Origin of the sequence: Nitrospirillum amazonense, from assembly GCF_007828045.1 — a bacterium.
GTDB lineage: Bacteria > Pseudomonadota > Alphaproteobacteria > Azospirillales > Azospirillaceae > Nitrospirillum > Nitrospirillum amazonense_C.
On sequence record NZ_VITN01000003.1, the window covers coordinates 71,285 to 90,437 of the forward strand.

General features: G+C 68.0%; 18 protein-coding genes. 6 read left to right on the forward strand and 12 right to left on the reverse strand.

Annotated elements, in window-relative coordinates; genetic code table 11:
• Window positions 1–47 precede the first annotated feature (47 nt).
• Window positions 48–1,037 (reverse strand): 2-hydroxyacid dehydrogenase, encoded by a 990-nt coding sequence (locus FBZ89_RS05595; RefSeq protein ID WP_145749058.1) that lies wholly within the window; start codon window positions 1,035–1,037, stop codon window positions 48–50.
• A gap of 248 nt (window positions 1,038–1,285) precedes the next feature.
• On the opposite strand from FBZ89_RS05595, the gene FBZ89_RS05600 reads away from it, so the two are divergent.
• The 3 genes from FBZ89_RS05600 (at window position 1,286) to mtnK (ending at window position 4,172) form a co-directional block, all read left to right on the forward strand.
• Window positions 1,286–1,894, forward strand: a complete 609-nt coding sequence (locus tag FBZ89_RS05600; protein ID WP_145749059.1) for an SH3 domain-containing protein — start codon at window positions 1,286–1,288, stop codon at window positions 1,892–1,894.
• Entirely contained in the window at window positions 1,894–2,613 is a 720-nt protein-coding gene (locus tag FBZ89_RS05605) for a class II aldolase/adducin family protein (RefSeq protein WP_145749382.1), read from the forward strand. The genes FBZ89_RS05600 and FBZ89_RS05605 overlap by 1 nt, the downstream gene beginning before the upstream one ends.
• Window positions 2,614–2,834: 221 nt before the next feature.
• Window positions 2,835–4,172 carry an S-methyl-5-thioribose kinase gene (gene mtnK / locus FBZ89_RS05610; RefSeq protein WP_145749060.1) on the forward strand — a complete coding sequence of 446 codons (1,338 nt, stop codon included), beginning with the start codon at window positions 2,835–2,837 and terminating at the stop codon, window positions 4,170–4,172.
• Window positions 4,173–4,249: 77 nt separating this feature from the next.
• Here the strand turns inward: mtnK and FBZ89_RS05615 are convergent, their stop codons facing one another.
• On the reverse strand, window positions 4,250–4,657 hold the full coding sequence (locus tag FBZ89_RS05615) for a hypothetical protein (RefSeq protein ID WP_145749061.1): 408 nt from the start codon (window positions 4,655–4,657) through the stop codon (window positions 4,250–4,252).
• Window positions 4,658–4,833: 176 nt separating this feature from the next.
• Here FBZ89_RS05615 and FBZ89_RS05620 point away from each other — a divergent pair, with 176 nt between their 5' ends.
• Window positions 4,834–5,133: a helix-turn-helix domain-containing protein gene (locus FBZ89_RS05620; protein WP_145749062.1), complete on the forward strand. Its 300-nt coding sequence runs from the start codon at window positions 4,834–4,836 to the stop codon at window positions 5,131–5,133.
• Window positions 5,134–5,139: 6 nt separating this feature from the next.
• On the opposite strand, the gene mtnA is transcribed toward FBZ89_RS05620, so the two are convergent.
• The 5 genes from mtnA to FBZ89_RS05645 all read right to left on the reverse strand — a co-directional run bounded on the left by mtnA (window position 5,140) and on the right by FBZ89_RS05645 (window position 11,665).
• Window positions 5,140–6,264, reverse strand: a complete 1,125-nt coding sequence (gene mtnA / locus FBZ89_RS05625; protein ID WP_145749063.1) for an S-methyl-5-thioribose-1-phosphate isomerase — start codon at window positions 6,262–6,264, stop codon at window positions 5,140–5,142.
• Window positions 6,265–6,529: 265 nt separating this feature from the next.
• On the reverse strand, window positions 6,530–7,066 hold the full coding sequence (infC, locus tag FBZ89_RS05630; protein ID WP_145749064.1) for a translation initiation factor IF-3: 537 nt from the start codon (window positions 7,064–7,066) through the stop codon (window positions 6,530–6,532).
• A 175-nt stretch (window positions 7,067–7,241) separates the two neighbouring features.
• Complete coding sequence (gene thrS, locus FBZ89_RS05635; protein ID WP_145749065.1) at window positions 7,242–9,230, reverse strand: threonine--tRNA ligase; 1,989 nt, start codon at window positions 9,228–9,230, stop codon at window positions 7,242–7,244.
• A 159-nt stretch (window positions 9,231–9,389) separates the two neighbouring features.
• A complete protein-coding gene (locus FBZ89_RS05640) occupies window positions 9,390–10,367 on the reverse strand; it encodes a glycosyltransferase family 9 protein (protein ID WP_145749066.1) in 978 nt (325 codons plus the stop codon).
• Complete coding sequence (locus FBZ89_RS05645) at window positions 10,364–11,665, reverse strand: glycosyltransferase family 4 protein (protein WP_145749067.1); 1,302 nt, start codon at window positions 11,663–11,665, stop codon at window positions 10,364–10,366. The genes FBZ89_RS05640 and FBZ89_RS05645 overlap by 4 nt, the downstream gene beginning before the upstream one ends.
• Window positions 11,666–11,791: 126 nt before the next feature.
• On the opposite strand from FBZ89_RS05645, the gene FBZ89_RS05650 reads away from it, so the two are divergent.
• Window positions 11,792–12,448 (forward strand): alpha/beta hydrolase, encoded by a 657-nt coding sequence (locus tag FBZ89_RS05650; RefSeq protein WP_246172054.1) that lies wholly within the window; start codon window positions 11,792–11,794, stop codon window positions 12,446–12,448.
• Entirely contained in the window at window positions 12,442–13,509 is a 1,068-nt protein-coding gene (locus tag FBZ89_RS05655; RefSeq protein WP_145749069.1) for a serine hydrolase domain-containing protein, read from the forward strand. Before FBZ89_RS05650 ends, FBZ89_RS05655 begins: the two co-directional genes overlap by 7 nt.
• A 162-nt stretch (window positions 13,510–13,671) precedes the next feature.
• Here FBZ89_RS05655 and trmB read toward each other — a convergent pair whose 3' ends face one another.
• The 5 genes from trmB to FBZ89_RS05680 form a co-directional block, all read right to left on the reverse strand.
• A complete protein-coding gene (trmB, locus tag FBZ89_RS05660; protein ID WP_145749070.1) occupies window positions 13,672–14,382 on the reverse strand; it encodes a tRNA (guanine(46)-N(7))-methyltransferase TrmB in 711 nt (236 codons plus the stop codon).
• Between the two features lie 106 nt (window positions 14,383–14,488).
• Window positions 14,489–15,649, reverse strand: coding sequence for a methionine adenosyltransferase (metK, locus tag FBZ89_RS05665; protein WP_145749071.1), 1,161 nt, complete (start codon window positions 15,647–15,649; stop codon window positions 14,489–14,491).
• 136 nt (window positions 15,650–15,785) lie between these two features.
• Window positions 15,786–16,256, reverse strand: coding sequence for a helix-turn-helix domain-containing protein (locus tag FBZ89_RS05670; RefSeq protein ID WP_040844755.1), 471 nt, complete (start codon window positions 16,254–16,256; stop codon window positions 15,786–15,788).
• A 251-nt stretch (window positions 16,257–16,507) separates the two neighbouring features.
• Window positions 16,508–18,187, reverse strand: coding sequence for an apolipoprotein N-acyltransferase (lnt, locus tag FBZ89_RS05675; RefSeq protein WP_145749072.1), 1,680 nt, complete (start codon window positions 18,185–18,187; stop codon window positions 16,508–16,510).
• A gap of 39 nt (window positions 18,188–18,226) precedes the next feature.
• On the reverse strand, window positions 18,227–19,153 hold the full coding sequence (locus FBZ89_RS05680; protein WP_040847613.1) for a hemolysin family protein: 927 nt from the start codon (window positions 19,151–19,153) through the stop codon (window positions 18,227–18,229).

Genomic DNA, 19,153 nt, shown 5'->3' on the forward strand with positions numbered 1-19,153 from the left:
GTCCGGCGCCCCCGGTCAAGGCCGCCGAAACATCTTTTTCGCAGGCGTCAGAACATGGATTCGATGACGCGGTCGGGCGGCTTGTGGCCATCGACGAAGGTCTTGATGTTGACGATGACCTTTTCGCCCATGTCCTGGCGCCCCTCGATGGTGGCGGAGCCCATGTGCGGCAGCAGCACCACGTTGCCGAGCGCCAGCAGCTTGGGGTTGATGGCCGGTTCCTGCTCGAACACGTCCAGGCCGGCGGCGCCGATCTCGCCCTTTGCCAGCTTGCGCGTCAGCTCGTTCTCATCGATCACCTCGCCGCGCGCGGTGTTGACGATGATGCTGTTGGGACGCAGCAGGTTCAGGCGGCGGGCGGACAGCAGATGGTACGTCGCCGGCGTGTGCGGGCAGTTGATGGAGATGATGTCCATCCGCGCCAGCATCTGGTCCAGGCTTTCCCAGTAGGTCGCCTCCAGCTCCTGCTCGATCTCGGGGTGGACGCGGTGCCGGTTGTGGTAGTGCACCGACAGGCCGAAGCCCCGCGCGCGGCGGGCCAGCGCCTGGCCGATGCGTCCCATGCCGACGATGCCCAGGCGCTTGCCCCAGATGCGCGTGCCCAGCATGAGGGTGGGGCCCCAGCCCGTCCACTGGCCGGCGCGGATCAGCCGCTCGCCCTCGCCCACGCGCCGGGCGGTCGCCAGGATCAGGGCCATGGTCATGTCGGCCGTGTCCTCGGTCAGGACGCCGGGCGTGTTGGTGACCATGATGCCGCGCTCGCGCGCCGCCTTGAGGTCGATGTGGTCGACGCCGTTGCCGAAGTTGGCGATCAGCTTCAGCTGCGGGCCGGCGTGGGCCAAGACGGTGGCGTCCAGGCGGTCGGTCACGGTGGGGACGACGACGGTGGCGACCTTGACCGCCTCCGCCAGTTCGGCGGGGGTCATGGCATGGTCGTCGGTGGAGAGCCGTGTATCGAACAGCTCCATCATCCGCGTCTCGATGACATCGGGCAGCTTGCGCGTCACGATGACGAGGGGCTTTTTCCGCTCGGACATGGTTCCTCCCGAGATAGCGTTCTTGCCATAGCAGCGAGGGGCGCCGCTGTCCAGCGGCCCTGGGACGCATGCCGGGTTCGTGGCCCGATGATACCCGTGACAGGGGCGACGCTTGACCCCGGCGGACGGCCGATTTCTATTGGGGGCCGAAAACACCGGGGCCGCGGCTCCGCCCGCGTTTTTTCCGCCCGCCTTTTTTCCGCCCGCCTTTTTTCCCAGGAACGGGGACAGCCTTGAAACGGTCGCCCATGGTCAGGTTCTTCCGGCACGCGTTGCCCCTCGCCGCGCCCCTCGCCGCGATGGTCCTAGCTTTCGCCGCCGCGTCCGCCCCGGCCGCCCCGCCCACCCATACCGGCACCGACGGCACCGGTGCCGCCAGCGACCAGCAGGAGGGGGAGCCGCAAAGCGACGCCGCCCACCCCGACGCGGTGGTGCGCAGCGGCCTGCCCGTGCCGCGCTTCGTCACCCTGCGGTCCAACGAGGTCAATGTCCGCACCGGGCCCGGTGTGCGCTATCCCGTGGAGTGGGTGTTCGTGAAGGCCGGCATGCCGGTGGAGATCACGGCGGAGTTCGACACATGGCGCCGCATCCGGGATGTGGAGGGCACGCAAGGCTGGGTGCACCAGAGCACCCTGTCCGGCCGGCGCGGCATCATCGTCACCGGACAACAGTCGCGCACCCTGCGGCGCGACGCCGCGTCCGCCTCGGAAGCGGTGGCCCAGTTGGACCCCGGCGTCATCGCCAAGCTGCGCAAGTGCAAGGGCCCGTGGTGCCAAGTGGACGTGGGCGGCTTCCGCGGCTGGCTGCAGCGCGATGAGGTCTGGGGCGTCTACCCCAAGGAAGAGGTGGGTGAGTGATGGACACGACCCTGCCGCCGGAGGACGACCAGGCGCTGCGCCAGGCGGTGATCGACACCGCCCGGGCCATGAACACGCTGGGCATCAACCAGGGCAAGAGCGGCAACGTCAGCGCCCGCTGCGCCGGCGGCTTCCTGGTCACGCCCTCGGGTGTGCCCTATGAGGCGCTGACGCCCCAGGACATCGTCTTCATGGATTTGGACGGCCGGTATCGCGGTATCATGGTACCGTCCAGCGAGTGGCGCATGCACCTGGCGATTTATCAGGAACGGCCCCAGGCCGGAGCGGTGGTGCACACCCATTCCACCTTCTGCACAGCCCTGGCCTGCCTGCGCGAACCCATCCCGGCCTTCCATTACATGGTGGCCGTGGCCGGCGGCACCCGCATCGAGGTGGCGGACTACGCCACCTTCGGCACGGCCGCGCTGTCCGACGCCATGATGGCGGCGCTGGGGCCCCGCCGCGCCTGCCTGCTGGCCAACCACGGCATGATCGCCTTCGGCGCCGACCTGCGCCGCGCCCTGGATTTGGCGGTGGAGGTGGAAAGCCTGGCCCGCCAGTACTGGCATGCGCGCATGATGGGCACGCCCGTCATCCTGGGCGAGGAGGAGATGGCGGAGGTGCTGCGCCGCTTCGCCACCTACGGCCGCCAGCCCAAGGACCTGCCGCCCGGTACGCCGCAGGCGCTGGAGTTTCCCGCCCGCATGGATGGCCACTAGTGGCGGGTGACACCCGCCGCTTAGGACGCGATTGCGTCCGGCGGAGCCTTTCGGGGAACGGATTGGACTGAAAGGCGAGGAAGCCAAGCCGCCGGATTGCGGCGGCCAGCGATTGAGGGCCTCACCAGATGCGCGCCTGGACGGGCGCGCCCGTTCGGGCCCACACTAGCCCCAGCGCCGCCCGACGAGGCGGCGACGAAACAGCTGGGAGTGCGCCACTCATGACCCTGGAGACGCCGCCGGGCTATGCCCCGTTGAGCGATGCGACCCTGCCCGACTTCCTGGCCGCCGTGCCGGCCCTGGCGACACGCCTGGGCGGCTCCCCCGCCGACTGGCGGGTGACCGAGGTGGGCGACGGCAACCTGAACCTGGTCTTCCTGGTGGAAGGGCCGGGTCACGACGGTAAGGCCGCCGGCCTGTGCGTCAAGCAGTCCCTGCCCTATCTGCGCCTGGTGGGCGAAGGCTGGCCCCTGGATCTCAACCGCGCCTGGTTCGAGCAGCGGGCCATGGCCCTGCACGCCGCCGGCGCCGCCGGCCGGGCGCCCGCGCTGCTGCACTATGACCCCACGCTGTACGCCATCGTGATGGAGCGCCTGTCCCCCCACGTCATCCTGCGCCGCGGCCTGGTGCAGGGCATCCGCTATCCCCGGCTGGCGGAGCATGTCAGCGACTATCTGGCGGGCACGCTCTACGCCACCAGCGACCTGGCCCTGCCAGCCTCCAAGAAGCGGCCCCTGGTGGCGGCCTTCACCGCCAACGACGCCCTCTGCCGCCTGACGGAGGACGTGATCTTCACCCAGCCCTACATGAAGCATCCCCAAAACCGCTGGACCAGCCCGCAACTGGACGCCACGGCCGAGGCGGTGCGGACGGACACGGCGTGGAAGCTGGCGGCCAGCCGGCTGAAGCTGAAGTTCATGGCCAGCCCCGAGGCGCTGATCCACGGCGACCTGCACACCGGGTCCATCATGGTGACGGAGACGGACACGCGGGTCATCGATCCGGAGTTCGCCTTCTTCGGCCCCATGGGCTTCGACGTCGGCGCCATCATCGGCAACCTGCTGCTGAACTACCTGTCCCAGGATGGGCATGCCACGGAGGACCATCCCCGCGACGCCTACCAGGACTGGGTGCTGGAAACGGTGGAGCAGCTGTGGACCCTGTTCCGCGCCAAGTTCCTGCACCTGTGGCGCACCAGCGGCGAGGGCGACGCCTATCCCGCCGCCCTTTTCTCCGGCCCCGACGGCACCGCCTGCCTGGAGACGGAGCGCCGTGCCTATCTGGACCGGCTGTTCACCGACGCCCTGGGCTATGCCGGCGCCAAGATCACCCGCCGCATTCTGGGCCTGGCCCACAACATCGACCTGGAGAAGATCGCCGACCCCGACATGCGCGCCCTGTGCGAGACCCGCTGCCTGGCGCTCGCCCGGTCGCTGATGGTGGAAACCGGCCGCTATCCCACCATCAGGTCCGTGACTGAGGCCGCCCGGCATGTGCGGCGAACGGTGAACGCGGTGGGGCCCGTCGACAAGCGCGGGCTGGGGCTGGACGCGCTGTAGCCGTCGCTTACGAGCCTCCAGCCAGCAGTTCCTTGCTCACACCATCAAAGGAACTGCCGGCCTGGGGCAAGCCACCTTTATGACTTCACGAGCCGCAACTGGGGCTTGGGATCCGTTGGCGAACCGCCACTGTTAAGGAAGCCCGTGATGATATCGATGTAGCGGTTGTCGGCGACGGCGATGACAGGCGCCTCGAAGAGGGGAGCGGCAATCGTGAGGCTGGCCATCTCGCCAGCCGCCATCCGGACATAATTACCGTCACCCAGAGGCGCGGCGAGTTGGAGACTGAAACCGTCAAGCGAATGATTCATGCCGACGACAATGCAATTCATGATGATGTGTATCATCATACCATCGTTCTTTTTGTAGCAGCTCATATAAAGAACCGATGCACCGAAGCATATTACGTTAGATCCGGTGCAGTATTTTTTGATAGAATTTATATCTTCAGCTGAGAAGATTTGTTGATTGTTGAATTCAATCACGACCTTTCTCCTCTTTCTGGCGCAGGTGGCCGTCCAGCGGCTTGCATACAACATGATTTTTACGACCTTTAAGAATCCATCCTACCAAGATATCGGATCATCCGATATCGGATTTTTGAATATCCGATTACCCGATTTAGGGCTGCTCTGCCCGTTACGGGTCAGGAGCGCGTGCGATGTGGGTTCAGCCTAAAGATCATCAGATCGTTGGGAATTATCTGGCCACGATCAGGAGGCAGGCTGGGGTCACCCAGGACGAACTGGCGGCCCAGTTGGGCAAACCGCAGTCGTTCGTGTCAGCCTATGAGAGTGGTCAGCGCCGCGTCGATATTCTGGAGCTGATGATCATCCTGAAGGCATTAGGCGCCGATCCCAAGACGACGCTCGCCGCCCTGATCGATCATGGCGGCGTGCATCTCAAGGCATCGAAGCTAGCGGTCTTTAACAAGAGCGATCAGACAGACGACGACGGCTGATCCAGTCTACTCATCATTCACCGCCACCTGGCCCATGCGCTCCGGCGGCTGGTGGTCGGGGAACAGGTGGGCCAGATCCGGGGGGCTGCAGACGCCGCGTTCGGTGATGAGGCCGGTGATCAGGCGGGCGGGGGTGACATCGAAGGCGTAGTTCACCACCGGGCTGCCCTCGGGCACCAGGCGCACGGTTTCAAGATCGCCATGGCCGGCCAGGCCGGTGATGCGCGCCACCTCGTCGCCCGGGCGTTCCTCGATGGGGATGCCGGCGACGCCGTCGTCCAGCGTCCAGTCTATGGTGCTGGACGGCAGGGCGACATAGAAGGGCACGTCGTTGTCCTTGGCGGCCAGGGCCTTCAGGTAGGTGCCGATCTTGTTGGCCACGTCGCCCTTGGCGGTGGTGCGGTCGGTGCCGACGATGGCCAGGTCCACCAGGCCGTGCTGCATCAGGTGGCCGCCGGTGTTGTCGGGGATGACGGCGTGCGGCACCCCGTGCTGCCCCAGTTCCCAGGCGGTGAGGAAGGCGCCCTGGTTGCGCGGCCGCGTCTCATCCACCCAGACATGCAGGGGAATGCCGGCCTCGTGCGCCAGGTAGATCGGGGCGGTGGCGGTGCCCCAGTCCACCGTGGCCAACCAGCCGGCATTGCAGTGGGTCAGGATGCGCACCGGCCGGTCGGGATTGCGCTGGTGGGCGGCGCGGATAAGGTGCAGGCCGTGGCGGCCGATGGCGCGGCAGATCTCCACATCCTCGTCCGCGATGGCGCCGGCCTCGGCATAGGCCCGGTCCAGCCTGTCCCCCGGCGGGGTCAGCAGCAGCACCTCGCGCATGCGGTCCAGGGCCCAGCGCAGGTTGACCGCCGTGGGCCGCGTGGCCATGAGGCGGGCATGCGCCCGTTCCACATCGCCATCCTCCACCCCCATCCTCATCGCCAGCGCCATGCCGTAGGCGGCGGCCGCGCCGATCAGGGGGGCGCCCCGCACCTGCATGGTGGTGATGGCCGTGGCCATGGCCGCCACGTCGGTCAGCGCCACGGTCTCGAACCGGAAGGGCAGCCGCGTCTGGTCGATGATGCCGACGGTGCGGCCGTCAGGCTCCACCCAGATGGTCCGCATCGCCTCGCCCGCCACCTTCATGGAGTTCCCTCGTGCTTCGGCCTTATTCGCTTCGTCGGTTATACCAGCGGCGCGGGGTTTTGCCTTGTGCCTCTATAGGACGCGACCGCGTCCGCCGGAGCTTTCCGGGGAACGCAGTGGACTGGAAAGCGAGGACGAGCCGAGCCAGCGGATGCTGGCGCCCGGCGCTTGAGGGATGAACAAAAACCAAAGCCCTCGGAACCGATGATTCCGAGGGCCTTTGGTATCCGTCGCGGTGGCCGCGATCAGAAGATCGATCCTGCGCTCAGCGGGGCGCCAGGATCATGATCATCTGCTTGCCTTCCAGCTTGGGCATCTGCTCGACCTTGGCCAAGTCGTCCAGGAGGTCCTTCACGCGCACCAGCACGTTCATGCCCAGATCCTGGTGGGCCATTTCACGACCGCGAAAGCGCATGGTGACCTTCACCTTGTCGCCTTCCTCCAGGAAGCGGCGCGCGCTGCGCATCTTCACGTCGTAGTCGTTGTCGTCGATGTTGGGACGCAGCTTGATCTCTTTGACTTCGATGATCTTCTGCTTCTTGCGCGCCTCGGCGGCCTTCTTCTGCGCCTCGTACTTGAACTTGCCGTAGTCGAGGATCTTGCAGACGGGGGGCTCGGCGTTGGGCGAGACCTCGACCAAGTCGAGGCCGGCCTCTTCGGCGGCGATCAGTGCATCGCGCAGACTAACGACGCCAACCATCTCGCCTTCGGCGTCGATGAGGCGGACGGAACGAGCGTTGATCTCCCGGTTAACGCGCGGCCCCTCACGGGTGGGGGCCGACTCTTGGCTGGGCCTGGCTATGGAACCTTCTCCCTGGTTTACGGTGGCCGCGGGGTGGGTGGATGCCCCGGGACGGGGCGGGCGGCGACACCGGGTAAAAAAGACGTGGATGTGTACTTGTAAGAAAAGCCGGCGCCGCGCAACTGCGGATTTCTCTCCACAGCCCCGTTGGGCGCTGGTCAGACCATAATTATCCTCAGAACGCGGCCTCCGTCACTCCCTCCGAAGGGACAGGGGCCCGTGCCTCAAGCTTAAGCGCCGCCACCGCCTCGTCAAGCGACAGCAGCTCCTGATCCTTGCCGCCCAGGCGGCGCAGGGCCACGGTGCGGTTCTCCGCCTCGCGGCCGCCGACCACCACCAGGACCGGCACCTTGGCCAGCGAATGCTCGCGGACCTTGAAGTTGATCTTCTCGTTGCGGGTGTCGACCTCCACGCGGAGGCCGGCCTTGGCCATCACCTTGGCCACGTCCTCGGCATAGGCGTTGGCCTCGGACGTGATGGTGCAGACCGTGGCCTGGACGGGCGACAGCCACAGCGGGAACTTGCCGGCGTAATGCTCGATCATCATGCCGATGAAGCGTTCGAACGAGCCCAGGATGGCCCGGTGCAGCATCACCGGCCGGTGGCGGGCGCCATCGGCGCCGATGTAGCTGGCGTCCAGGCGTTCCGGCAGCACGAAGTCCAGCTGCAGGGTGCCGCACTGCCAGGTGCGGCCGATGGCGTCGGTCAGGTGGAATTCCACCTTGGGGCCATAGAAGGCGCCCTCGCCGGGCAACTCCTCGAACTCCAGGCCGTTGGCGGTCAAGGCATCGCGCAGGCCCTGCTCGGCCTTGTCCCACACCTCGTCGCTGCCAGCGCGCACGTCGGGGCGCAACGCCAGCTTCACGGCGATCTTGTCGAAGCCCAGATCCTTGTAAACACCCAGCTGCAGCTTGAAATAGTCCGCCGCTTCCGACGGTACCTGATCCTCGGTGCAGAAGATGTGGGCGTCGTCCTGGGTGAAGGCGCGGACGCGCAGGATGCCGTGCAGCGCGCCCGATGGCTCGTTGCGATGGCAGGCGCCGAACTCCGCCAGGCGCATGGGCAGATCGCGGTAGCTTTTCAGCCCCTGGCGGAAGATCTGGACGTGGGCCGGGCAGTTCATGGGCTTGAGCCCGAGGAACTTCTCACGGCCCTGGTCGTCCACCGACTCCCGGATCTTGAACATGTTGTCGCCATACATGTCCCAGTGGCCGGACGCCTTGAACAGGCTGCTGTCGTAGAGCTGCGGCGTACGCACCTCCAGATAACCCGCCTCCTTCAGCTTGGCGCGGATGTAGCGTTCCAGCGCCTGCCACAGGGTCCAGCCCTTGGGGTGCCAGAAGACGCTGCCCGCCGCCTCTTCCTGCAGATGGAACAGGTCCATCTCGCGGCCCAGCTTGCGATGGTCGCGCTTCTCCGCTTCCTCGATCTGGTGCAGGTGCTCCGCCAGCTCCTTCTCCGTGCGCCAGGCGGTGCCGTAGATGCGCTGGAGCATGGGGTTGCGGCTGTCGCCGCGCCAATAGGCGCCCGCCACCTTCATCAGCTTGAAGGCGTGGCCGACCTTGGACGTGGACGGCAGGTGCGGGCCGCGGCAGAGGTCGTACCATCCGCCCTGGCGGTAGATGGTGATCTTCTCACCCGCCGGGATGTCGCCGATGATCTCGGCCTTGTAATGCTCGCCGATGGACTTGAAGTGGGCGATGGCCTCGTCCCGGTCCCAGACCTCACGCGTGAAGGGGCTGTCCGCGTCCACGATCTCGTGCATGCGCTTCTCGATCTTCACCAGGTCGTCGGGCGTGAACGGCTCATCCCGGGCGAAGTCGTAGTAGAAGCCCGTGGCGATGGCCGGGCCGATGGTGACCTGCGTGCCGGGGTACAGCTGCTGCACCGCCTCCGCCAGGATATGGGCGCAGTCGTGGCGGATCAGCTCCAGCGCGTAGGGCGCGTCGCGCGTCAGGATGGCGATCTTGGCGTCGTGCTCGATGGCGCGCGACAGGTCGCGCTCCTCCCCGTCCACCGTAACGGCCAGCGCCGCCTTGGCCAGGCTCTTGGAGATCGACTGCGCGATTTCCAGGCCCGTGACGCCCGCCGCGTAAGTTCGCACGTTGCCGTCGGGCAACGTGATCGCGATCTGGGGCTGGTCAAGGTTTTCGGCGGTCGTCATGGCGTTCAGGGTTTGTCCAAATTGAAGAAAGGCGACTTTGGGTAGCGGGGGCTGAACTGTCAAGCGTTGGGCCCGGGGGTAAGCCGGCTGGCGGGGCATAAGCGCCGCATGGCTGTGTCCCCCCGGGCACAGGCGCGCGCAACAAGTGGAACAATCGGCCTAAGCCGGGGCGCTTGCCCCATCCGTCTCCCCATCTGGGGCCACATCCGGCTTGGGCCGCAGGCGCAGCGCGGTCTCCACCGCGTCCACCCCCAGGTCGGCCAGGTCCAGCACCTTGATCCAGGCCGCGTCCGGCCCCCAGGGGGCGGAGCGGGCGGGATCGGTGTGATGCGACATGACCATCAGCGTCGGGCAGCCCAGGGCCGCCGTCAGGAAGATGGGGCCCGTGTCGTTGCCCACCGCGCCCTCGGCCCGCCGTGCCAGGTTGGCCAGCTGGCCCAGGCTGGTGCGGCCCACCAGGTCGACCGCCCAGGGGCAGTCGCGCACGATGGCCCGCGCCGCATCGCGGTCGGCCTCGGCACCCACCACCACCGGGGTCAGGCCCCGGTCGGCCAGGCGCCGGCCCAGCATGGCATAGCGCTCGGCCGGCCAGCGCTTGTGCGGCAGGTGGGGCGAGCAGCCCGGCACCAGCAGGACGAAGGGCCCCTCCGGCGCCAGGCCGTCCACGTCGCCCGCCAGCCAGCCGAGGTCGGCGGGACCGGTGTCGGGCACGCCGGCGGCCTGCAGCTGGACGCGGTAGCGATCGTGGTTGTGCAGGCCCTTGAGATCGGGCACCGGAAAGGCGGCCCCCGGGACGGCCCCCGACCACAGCGGCCGGCGCCCCGGCCCCATCAGCCAGAAGTAGCGGGCGGTGCGCGGCTTGTTCTGCAGATCATAGATGGTGTCGAAGCGGCCGGCGCGCAACTGGCGGCGCAAGCGCCAATAGGCCAGCGGGCTACGGCCACGCGGATCGGCCCAGACGTCGTCGAACCAGGGCATGGCCCGGCCGAAGCCGACGAAGGCCGGCCCGGTCAGAAGTGTGACATGGGCCTGTGGGTGATGGCGGCGGATGGCTTGGAAGGCATCGAAGCATTGCACCAGGTCGCCCAGCGCACCCAGGCGGATGACCAGGATGCGCTTGGCTTCAGGTCCCGTCACTGGCCGGCCTTGCGATAGGCGGCCATGCCGACGGTGGCCCGCAGGTGCAAGAGCTCGGCATAAACGGCCAGCGTGGCGTCGCACATGCGCTCACGCGTGTAGTTCTGCAGCACGAAGCGGCGGGCGTCGGCCGCCAGCGCCCGCCGCTGCAGGCCATCCAGGGCCAGGGCCTCGGCAATGGCGGCGGCCATGGTGGCGGGGTCGCCCGGCGGCACCACCAGCCCGGTTTCGCCATCGACCACCGTTTCCGCCACGGCGCCGTGGTTGGTGACGATGACGGGCTTGCCCATGGCCTGGGCCTCCACGATCACGCGGCCGAAAGCCTCCGGCCGGGCCGAGGCGCTGACCACCACGTCGGACAGCAGATAGGCGGCGGCCATGTCGTTGCAGTGGTCGGCAATGGTGACCTGGCCTTCCAGGCCCAGGTCGCGGATGCGGGCCACCAATTCCGCCCGGTACTCCGTGCGGCCCTGGTCGGAACCCACCAGCACGGCACGCACGTCGTCGCGCTTCAGCCGGGCGATGGCCTCGATCAGGTCCAGCTGACCCTTCCAGCGCGTCAGGCGCCCGGGCAGCAGGACGATGCGCTGGTCCTCCGGCAGGCGCCAGTCGCGCGCCAGCTTGATCAGCCGCTCCTGGCTGACCCGCTCGGGGTCCAGATTCACGGTATCGACGCCGCGCGGGATGGTGCGCAGCCGCTCCGGCCCCACGCCGTACTGGCTCGCCACATGCTCCGCCACGAAGCGGGAGACGGCGATGACCCGGTCGCCCTTGGCCATGACCGCGTTGTAGCGGCGCTTCATCTCGCCCTTGAAGTTGTAGGGGGCGTGGAAGGTGGTGACGAAGGGGATACCGGTGCGCCGCGCCGCGATCCAGGCGCTCCACGCCGGGGCACGGGAGCGGGCGTGGATGATGTCCACCCCACGCTCACGGATCAGGGTTTCCAACCGGCTGGCGTTGCGCCAGATGGTGAAAGGGTTCTTGGAGGCCAGCGGCAGGGTGATGTGCTCGGCCTTGTAGCGTTCCAGCTCACGCGCCATGGGGCCGCCGCCGGAGGCCACCAGGGCGGTGCCGCCGGCACGCATCAGGGCCGCCGCCATATCGACGCAGCCGCGCTCCGCCCCGCCCGTCACCAGGTTGGGGATCACCTGCAAAACCACGGGCCGGCCGCCCCCGAACCAACCGGCGATAGTGGTCCCATCGGGGGCCCCATCGGAACTGGCCCCATCGGGGGCCGGCGCGGGATTGCCGGTGTCGGTCGAGGCCGTTACGGTGCCAGGGGTGTGGGTCAGGGTCATCTGGGGAAGGCAAGCATGGCGGGGACGTCGATACATAGCGTACAGCGGGGGGCCGCCACCATAGCCTATCGACGGTGCCCCGGCCGCGGCCCCGGAATTGTCTTCCTGGGCGGTTTGAAGTCCGACATGACGGGAGCCAAGGCCACGGCGCTGGAAGCCTACGCGCAAGAGCGCGGCCACGCCTTCGTCCGTTTCGACTACCAGGGTCACGGGGTGTCCAGCGGCGATTTCCGCGACGGCACCATCGGCACCTGGGCGGACGACGCCATCGCCGTGCTGGACGCAGTGACGGAGGGCCCGCAGATCCTGGTGGGGTCCAGCATGGGCGGCTGGATCATGCTGCTGGCGGCCCTGGCCCGGCCGGAATGCGTGCGCGCCCTGGTGGGAATCGCCCCGGCGCCGGACTTCACCGAGCGGCTGATGTGGGCCCAGATGGATGCGGAGGCCCGCGCCACGCTGGAGCGTGACGGCGAATGGCGCCAGCCCTCGCTCTATGACGACGCGGGCTATCCCATCACCCGGGCCTTGATCGAGGATGGCCGGCGCCACCTGCTGCTGGACCGGCCCCTGGCGCTGCCGCCCGTGCCCGTGCGCCTGATCCACGGCCAGCGCGACCCCGACGTGCCGTGGCGGACCAGCCTGGATTTGGCGGCGGCCATCGCCCATGACGACGTGCGCGTCACCCTGGTGAAGGACGGCGATCATCGCCTGTCCCGGCCCCAGGATTTGGACCTGATCACCCGCCAGGTGGGTGAGCTGCTGGGTGGCGGGGCCCCATGCTGAACCGCCGCGCCCTGTTGCGGGCGGGCACCGCCCTGCCGCTGCTGTCCACGTCCGCTTTCGCCGCCCATCATCCGGACGCCGTGGTGGACGCCTTCGTCCGTGATGCCGGATTCCAGGGCGTGGTCATGCTGGGCCACGCGGGCAAGGCCAATTACGTCCGCACCGTGGGCTATGCCGATGTCGAGGCCAGGGCGCCGGCCAGGCCCGACACCCCTTACGCCATCGCCTCCATCAGCAAATGGCTGACCACGGTGACCGTGCTGAAGCTGGTGGAGCGCGGCCTGCTGGACCTGGACGCGCCCCTGACCTGGGCCCTGCCCGATTATCGTGCCGACACCGGCGCCAGGCTGACCCTGCGCCGCCTGCTGTGCAACGCCAGCGGCCTGCCCAACCTGTTCATCGCCGAGGCCAAGGCCGATCCCACCCTGCTGAAGACCGATCTGACCACGGCCCAGGCCCTGGCCCGCTTCGCCCAGGGCGACCTGGCGTTCGAGCCGGGTGCCCGGTTCGACTACCACCCGGTGAACTGGATCGTGGTCATTGCCGCCGTGGAAAGGGTGACCGGCCTGCCCTTCCAGGCAGCGGTACGGTCCATCACCCTGGACCCGCTGGGCCTGCAGGCGACGGGCGCCACCGACGCGATGCTGGAGAGGGCGGCCCCCTCATACCGCACCGTCAACCCGCCCGAACGCTGGGGCAACGACCGGCGGCCCTATCTGGCCGCCTCGGGCGGCTATGCCAGTACGGCCCCGGACCTGATGCGTGCCGCCCATCTGGTGTTTGACACGGATTTCCTGACGGCGGAGTCCCGCCGCCAGCTGACCCATGTCGAGGTGCCCACGGAAGACTATGCCCTGGGCGGCCGGGTGCGCCGCCTGACCATTCAGGGTCGGACCGTGCCGGCGGGCTGGGAAACGGGACGCACGGCGGGCTACCGCCTGGTGCTGGGCCACCGGCTGGACGGCAGGCGCACGGTGGTGCTGATGAACAACACCGCCCTGTCTCAGAAGACCATGGACCAGTTCGCCGACGCGCTGCTGGGCGCGGAACCTCGCGCTTAAACATAACGCCACATCAGCGGCATGAGACAACCCCATGCCGCCGTAGGACGCGACCGCGTCCGCCGGAAGTTTCCGCCGGAAGTTTCCGGGGAGCGTAGCGGACTGGAAACTGAGGATAAGCCAAGCAGCCGGATGGCTGCGCCCGGCACTTGAGGAAAACCCTTAACGCTTCCGCCTCCGGAAGCGCAGGTACACCGGGACCCGGCCAGCCTCCAGCGCCTTCTGTTCGTAGCGGGTCTGGACCCAGTCGGCCGGGGGCACGCGCCAGTCCGACGCCTTGTCGGCCAGCCACTCGAACTGCGGATACCGCCAGGTGTGCTCCAGCATCCAGCGGCACAGCTGTTGGTCGTCGGTGGCCAGGCGCAGTTCGGCGCCGTCGCGCAGCACGCGGGCCAGGCGGGGCAGGTTGGCGGGACCGATGAAACGGCGCTCGGCGTGGCGGAGCTTGGGCCAGGGATCGGCGAACAGCACGAAGACGCGGCCGACGCTGGCCTCTGGCAGGGCATCCAAGATGGGACGGGCGTCGTCCGGGCAGACGCGGATATTGCCGGACAAGTCCTTGGCCTCGACATGCTGCAGCAGGTTGGCAACGCCGTTGATGAAGGGCTCGCACCCGATGAAGCCGATGTCGGGGTTGGCCGCCGCCTGTTCGGCCAGATGCTCGCCGCCGCCGAAGCCCACCTCGAACCACAGGTCACGCTTGGGTGTGGGAAACAGGGTCGCGGGATCGATGATCCCCCCCGCCGGCGGCGGATCCAATTGCAGGCGCGGCAGCAACTCCTCAATCAGGCTGGTGCGGTGCTGGCGCAACGGCCGGCCGCGACGACGCCCGTAAAGCAGGGGACGGTGCTGGGCGGGGGTGTCGTCGGTCATGATGCGATCAAGGACGGGCAAGGGTCAGAAAAGCGGGGCAGAAAAGCCAAGGGCCTTGGCCGATCCATCGATCGGCCAAGGCCCCGGGCGTCAGAACAGAAGAACCTTAGAACGCGCGCTTCAGCTCGTCCACCAGATCCAGCTTCTCCCACGAGAAGCCGCCGTCGGCGTCCGGCGTGCGGCCGAAGTGGCCGTAGGCCGCGGTGCGGGCGTAGATGGGGCGGTTCAGCTTCAGGTGCTCACGGATGCCGCGGGGGCTGAGGTTCATCAGCTGGCGCAGCACGTCGGACAGCTTTTCCTCATCCACCCGGCCGGTGCCGGCGGTGTCGATGTAGACCGACAGCGGGTGCGACACGCCGATGGCGTAGCTGAGCTGGATGGTGCAGCGGTCGGCCAGGCCGGCGCCCACCACGTTCTTGGCCAGGTAGCGCGCGGCATAGGCGGCCGAACGGTCCACCTTGGTCGGGTCCTTGCCGGAGAAGGCGCCGCCGCCGTGCGGAGCGGCACCGCCGTAGGTGTCGACGATGATCTTGCGGCCGGTCAGGCCGGCGTCGCCATCCGGGCCGCCGATGACGAAGCGGCCGGTCGGGTTGACGTAGAAGTGGGCCTCGTCGCACATCCAGCCCTCGGGCAGGACCTTCAGCACATGCGGGCGCACGATCTCGCGCACGGCTTCCTGGTCCAGGCCGTCGGCATGCTGGGTGGAAACGACCACCGAGGTGGCGCGGACGGGCTTGCCGTCGATGTACTGCAGACTGACCTGGCTCTTGGCGTCGGGGCCCAGTTCCTTCACGCCACCGTGGCGCGCGTCGGCCAGCGACTTCAGGATGCGGTGGGAATAATGGATGGGCGCCGGCATCAGGTCGTCGGTCTCGCGGCAAGCGTAACCGAACATGATGCCCTGGTCGCCCGCACCCTCATCCTTGTTGCCGGCGGCGTCGACGCCGACCGCGATGTCGGCGGACTGGGCGTGCAGGTAGCACTGCACCTCGGCCGTCTTCCAGTGGAAGCCATCCTGCTCATAGCCGATGGCTTTCACCGTGTCGCGGGCGACGCCCTCGATCTCCTTCAGCAGGCCTTCCGGCCCGCGCACCTCACCGGCGATGACGATGCGGTTGGTCGTGGCCAGGGTCTCGCACGCCACGCGGGCGTAGGGGTCCTGGGCCAGGAAAAGATCGACCACGCCATCGGAGATTTGATCGCAAACCTTATCCGGATGACCTTCGGAAACGGACTCGCTGGTGAAGATGTAATTGGATTGGGCCACGGGACGCCTCGGCTAAATTAACGACGGCTATTTACGGCGGAGTGTGTGTGATATCGACAAAAAACGCCGCCCGGGCTTTCGCAACCAGGCGGCGTTTTTTCGCAGGCTTCTACAGAATGGTCAAGAGGCAGGCTTATCACGCGACGTCGGACACAGATTCCACACCGGAATTGGCGACGGCCTTGGTCAGTTCGAACAGGCGCTTGCGCACGGCGGGATCGGAGATGCGGTAGTAGGCGCGGACCAGTTCCAGGGTCTCGCGCTTGGCCATCGGGTCGGCGTCGAAGCCCATATCGGGCGACAGGGCCTCATCCACGACGTCGTTTGGCGTGTCGCCGGCCATGTCGTCGAAGAAGAAGGACACCGGCACGTCCAGCACGCGCGACAGGTCGAACAGGCGCGAGGCGCCGATGCGGTTGGCGCCGCGCTCGTACTTTTGCACCTGCTGGAAGGTCAGGCCGATGGCCTCGCCCAGCTTTTCCTGGCTCATGCCCAGCAGGGTACGGCGCAGGCGCACGCGGCTGCCGACGTGAACGTCGATCGGGTTGGGCTTTCCGATCCGAGGCCGCCCACCGGTGGAACGGCGGGCCCCAATTACACTCTCCATGATCCAAATCCTCACGTTACGGATCGATTACGACCCTAAGCCAAGCGTTCAGGGGTGGTCAAGGCACGCCGCCCGCATCCCACCGTCCCGCTCCCCAGCCCTTGTTCGGTCCGCCAACCTCATATGGGGGCGTGATCCATACGACCACAAGCCGGCGCCTGGTCCTGGTGACAATCGCGGGGTCATTGACCCCGACGGCTCCGCCACGGGTCCCTTCGACGCCCGATCACGGACATCCGGTCATGGACATCTCAAGGGCACTGCCTACCCTGATACATCCGAAGCGTGAAAAAATAGATAACGCCCAATACAGCCAAGAGTAAAGCGGCCAAGGGGCCATCACCCCATCGGGCATAAGGTGTAGGCCGGGGTGTAGACTGCGGGAGCGGAAGGTCCAGGACTCCCCGAGAGCCCAATGCCAAATGACCCAGTTCGCGTCCATAGGGATCTACCACCGCGGAAATACCGGTATTGGCGGCGCGCACCAGGGGCAGCCCTTCCTCGATGGCGCGCATGGTGGCGATGGCCAGGTGCTGGTGCGGCCCCGCCGTGCGGCCGAACCAGGCATCGTTGGTGACGTTCAGCAACCATCTCGGACGTTCCTGGAGGGGGCGGTTCTTTGTCGCATCCGCATTTCCGCTTTGGTCTCCTCCGGGACCGGCTTCCGCCTCCTGCGCCGTCACCATGCCGGGAAAGATGACCTCGTAGCAGATCAGCGGGCTGGCCGGCGGCAGGCCGGGCAGGTCCAGGGTGCGGGGCCCCGGCCCCGACCCCAGGATGGAGTTGCCCGGCGACACCAGCGCCACCGCGCGCAGGGGCAGCCAGCGACGGAAGGGGGTGTATTCGCCGAACGGCACCAGGTGGGCCTTGTCGTAATGGCCCAGCGCCTGGCCCTGATCGTTCACCACCACCAGGCTGTTCCAGTAGGTGTCGGTGCCGTCCTGCGCGCCGGGGGTGCCGGCGGGCGTCAGGCGCAGGCTGCCCGTCAGGGTCAGGCCGCCGCGCGGCGTCACCTGGCCCACGGCCTTCAGCAGTTCCGGCTCGTCCTCCAGCAGGTAGGGCACGGCCGTCTCCGGCCAGACCAGGGTCGTGATGGGCGCCTGGCCCGGCGGCTGCGGCTGGCGAGACAGGGCCAGCAGCAGGCGGACGTGGTCCAACTCCACATCCGCGTTCCACTTGTCGGTCTGGGCGATGTTGGGCTGCACCAGGCGCAGCATGACGCCCGGCACCAGGGGCGCCTCACCCGCCGGCACGCGCGCGACGCCATAGATGGCCATGAGGATGACCAGGCCCAGGCCCGCCACCGGCGCCATCCAGGGCCGCCGCCCGCCGTCGGCCAGGACCGCCGGCAGGCTGGCGGGCAGCACCGTCAGCAGCGACAGGCCGTAGACCCCGATGAGGGAACCCACCTGCGCCGGCCCCGGCAGCCCCACCCAGACATAGCCCATGAGGTTCCAGGGAAAGCCGGTGAAGGCGTGGCCGCGCACATACTCCACCACCGTCCACAGCACCGCGAACAGCAGGCAGCGGGCGACACCCCCGATCCGAAAGCGCCGCACCAGGGCCCACCACAGCAGCGTGCCGGTGCCCACGAACAGGCCCAGCAGGAAGGGCAAACCCGCCACGGCGAAGGGCAGCAGCGCCCAGAAGCGGGGGAAGACCAGCAGCGCCTCGCCCACCCAGTAGAGGCTCAGCACGAAATGGCCGAAGGCGAAGGCCAGGCCCGTCCAGAAGGCGGCGGCCGGGCGCTCCACCCCGTCCAGCAGCCAGATCAGCCCAGGAAAGGCCAGCCACAGCACCGGCACGGCGTTGACGGGCGGCATGGCCAGGGTGGCGAGGCCACCCAGCAGGGCGGCCAAGCCCAGGCGGCGCCAGCGTCCGCCCCCGCGCAGGCGGGTGGCGAGGCGGGCCAGACGGTCAGGCAGGCTCACGATGGGGGTGGTCTCCGATTACGGGCGGCGCCGGGACGTTCAGGAGCCGGTCGCCAGCGGCATATCCTGGCCGGCCGCCTGGGGCAGGTTGCGGACGCGCAGCCGCTTGATGCGGCGGGGGTCGGCGTCCACCACCTCGAACTCGATGCCCGAGGGGTGGACCAGTGTTTCGCCCCGGCGGGGGATGCGGCCGGCCAGCGAGAACACGAGGCCGCCCAAGGTGTCGACCTCCTCCCGCTCCTCGTCATCCAGGACGGCACCGACGCGCGCCTCGAAATCCTCCAACGGCAGGCGGGCGTCGGCGATCAGGGTGCCGTCGGGCCGTTCCACGATACGCGGCTGCACCGCGTCGTCGTGTTCGTCCTCGATCTCGCCGACGATCTCCTCCACCAGATCCTCGATGGTCACCAGGCCGTCGATGCCGCCGAACTCATCCACCACCAAGGCCATGTGCTGGTGCGCCTGGCGCATATGCAGCAGCAGGTCCAGTACCGGCATGCTGGGCGCCACGATCTGCACCTCGCGCACGATGGATTCCAGGTCGAAAGGCCGCTGGTCGGCCACCACCGCCAGGATGTCCTTGATGTGGACCATGCCGATGACGTCGTCCAAGGTCTCGCGGTAGACTGGCATGCGCGAGTGCGCGTCCTCCGAAAAGCGACGGATGAGGTCGGGCAGGCTGATCGAAGCCTCGATGCCCAGGATGTCGGCGCGCGGCACCATGATATCGACCACGGTGCGCCCCCGGAGCTTCAGGATGTTGGCCAGCAGCGTGCGCTCATTGCCGCCCACGGACGTCTCGTCCGCGCTGCTGTCTTCGATCAGCTCTTCAATGGTGTCGCGCAGCGTGGGATCCACGCGCCCGCCCAAGGCGGCCCGCAGCCAGCCCCGGAATTGCTGGGTCAGTGACCCGTGATCTTCGGCCCCGTCTTCACGGGGCGTTCGACTGTCGGAAAGATCGGCCAT